Annotated in this window: 2 rRNA genes; both read left to right on the plus strand. The window is 55.0% G+C overall.

Annotated features, from left to right (window positions below):
- A 23S ribosomal RNA gene (locus tag JCM25143_RS14255) occupies positions 1-2,739 on the plus strand.
- A gap of 131 nt (positions 2,740-2,870) precedes the next feature.
- Positions 2,871-2,986 (plus strand): 5S ribosomal RNA (gene rrf / locus JCM25143_RS14260).
- Positions 2,987-3,037 lie beyond the last annotated feature (51 nt).

The raw sequence follows: 3,037 nt of genomic DNA on the forward strand, positions 1-3,037 counted from the left end.
GAGTGAGCGCGATAAGGGCATTTGGTGGATGCCTTGGCACTAGGAGGCGATGAAGGACGTAGCACGCTGCGAAAAGCCACGGGGAGCCGCGAGCAGGCTTTGATCCGTGGATGTCCGAATGGGGCAACCCACCCGCAAGGGTATCATGATCTGAATACATAGGGTTATGAGGCGAACCCGGGGAACTGAAACATCTCAGTACCTGGAGGAAAAGACATCAAACGAGATTCCGCTAGTAGTGGCGAGCGAACGCGGAGCAGGCCAGTAGTTTTTGAAGAAGAAGCAGAAGGATCTGGAAAGGTCCGCCATAGTGGGTGATAGCCCCGTATGCGTAGTGTCTTTGAGAACTCTTGAGTAGGGCGGGGCACGTGAAACCCTGTCTGAACATGGGGGGACCACCCTCCAAGCCTAAATACTCCCTAGTGACCGATAGTGAACAAGTACCGTGAGGGAAAGGTGAAAAGCACCCCGACGAGGGGAGTGAAATAGACCTGAAACCGAATGCCTACAAGCAGTCGGAGCCTCTTATGGGGTGACGGCGTACCTTTTGTATAATGGGTCAGCGAGTTTCTGTTTGCAGCGAGCTTAAGCCGTTAGGTGTAGGCGTAGCGAAAGCGAGTCTGAATAGGGCGACGAGTTGCTGGCAGAAGACCCGAAACCGAGTGATCTAGCCATGGCCAGGCTGAAGGTGCGGTAACACGCACTGGAGGGCCGAACCCACGCCTGTTGAAAAAGTCGGGGATGAGCTGTGGCTAGGGGTGAAAGGCCAATCAAACTCGGAGATAGCTGGTTCTCCGCGAAATCTATTGAGGTAGACCGTCAGGTGTTGACCCCGGGGGGTAGAGCACTGGATGGGCTAGGGGGGCCCAAAGCCTTACCAAACCCAACCAAACTCCGAATACCCGGAAGTTTAGCCTGGCAGACAGACAGTGGGTGCTAAGGTCCATTGTCGAGAGGGAAACAGCCCAGACCACCAGCTAAGGCCCCTAAATCGTGGCTAAGTGGGAAAGGATGTGGGGATTCCAAAACAACCAGGAGGTTGGCTTAGAAGCAGCCATCCTTTAAAGAAAGCGTAATAGCTCACTGGTCTAATAGAAACCCTGCGCCGAAAATGTAACGGGGCTCAAGCCACGTGCCGAAGCTGTGGGTGCATACTATGTATGCGCGGTAGCGGAGCGTTCCGTAGGTCTGTGAAGGAGACGGGGTGACCCTCTCTGGAGATATCGGAAGTGCGAATGCTGACATGAGTAGCGACAAACAGTGCGAGAAACACTGTCGCCGAAAGTCCAAGGGTTCCTGCGCAAGGTTAATCCACGCAGGGTTAGTCGGCCCCTAAGGCGAGGGCGAAAGCCGTAGTCGATGGGAATCAGGTGAATATTCCTGAACCTGCCAGAAGTGACGAATGCGATATGTTGTTCATCCTTAACGGATTGGATGGGCTTTTGGAGCATTCCAGGAAATAGCTCTGGCGTATAGACCGTACCCTAAACCGACACAGGTGGACTGGTAGAGCATACCAAGGCGCTTGAGAGAACGATGCTGAAGGAACTAGGCAAATTACTCGTGTAACTTCGGGATAAGCGAGACCCGCGCGTGGGCAACCATGTTCGGGTGGCACAGACCAGGGGGTAGCGACTGTTTAGTAAAAACACAGGACTCTGCGAAGTCGAAAGACGACGTATAGGGTCTGACGCCTGCCCGGTGCCGGAAGGTTAAGAGGAGGTGTGCAAGCACTGAATTGAAGCCCCGGTAAACGGCGGCCGTAACTATAACGGTCCTAAGGTAGCGAAATTCCTTGTCGGGTAAGTTCCGACCTGCACGAATGGCGTAACGACTTCCCCGCTGTCTCCAGCATCGGCTCAGCGAAATTGAATTCCCCGTGAAGATGCGGGGTATCCGCGGTCAGACGGAAAGACCCTATGAACCTTTACTGTAGCTTTGCAGTGGCATCAGAGACATTCTGTGTAGGATAGGTGGGAGGCTTTGAAGCGGGGGCGCCAGTTCCCGTGGAGCCATCCTTGAAATACCACCCTGAATTTTTCTGATGTCTAACCGTGGTCAGTTAGCCTGATCCGGGACCCTGCATGGTGGGCAGTTTGACTGGGGCGGTCGCCTCCCAAAGTGTAACGGAGGCGCGCGATGGTGGGCTCAGGCCGGTCGGAAACCGGCTGTCGAGTGCAATGGCATAAGCCCGCCTGACTGCGAGAGTGACAGCTCGAGCAGAGACGAAAGTCGGCCATAGTGATCCGGTGGTCCCGCGTGGAAGGGCCATCGCTCAACGGATAAAAGGTACTCTAGGGATAACAGGCTGATCTCCCCCAAGAGTCCACATCGACGGGGAGGTTTGGCACCTCGATGTCGGCTCATCACATCCTGGGGCTGGAGCAGGTCCCAAGGGTTCGGCTGTTCGCCGATTAAAGTGGTACGTGAGCTGGGTTTAGAACGTCGTGAGACAGTTCGGTCCCTATCTGCCGTGGATGTTGGAGACTTGAGAGGATTTGTCCCTAGTACGAGAGGACCGGGATGAACATACCTCTGGTGCACCGGTTGTCGCGCCAGCGGCACAGCCGGGTAGCTAAGTATGGACGGGATAACCGCTGAAAGCATCTAAGCGGGAAACCCACCTCAAAACTAGGTCTCCCCAAGGGTCGTGGTAGACCACCACGTTAATAGGCCAGATGTGAAAGCGTGGTAACACGTGCAGCTAACTGGTCCTAATCACCCAATAGGCTCACTCCTTCACTGTCAGCCCTCAAAAGCCGACAGACCGTGCACAGAAATCATCCATGCACATCAAGCACTCACTCAAAATCTTCTCATCAAAAACCAACCGAAATCCACACTCACCCCAATCAGGGTAGTCTGGATGACCTGGTGGCTATGGCGGGGTGTGTACCACCCGATCCCATCCCGAACTCGGACGTGAAAAACCCCAGCGCCTATGATACTGCGGCTTAAGTCGCGGGAAAGTCGGTCGCCGCCAGGTCTTCCAAACTACCCACCACCGCGGGGTGGAGCAGCCCGGTAGCTCGTCAGG

It is taken from the genome of Acetobacter papayae JCM 25143 (assembly GCF_000613285.1).
Taxonomy (GTDB): Bacteria; Pseudomonadota; Alphaproteobacteria; order Acetobacterales; family Acetobacteraceae; genus Acetobacter; species Acetobacter papayae.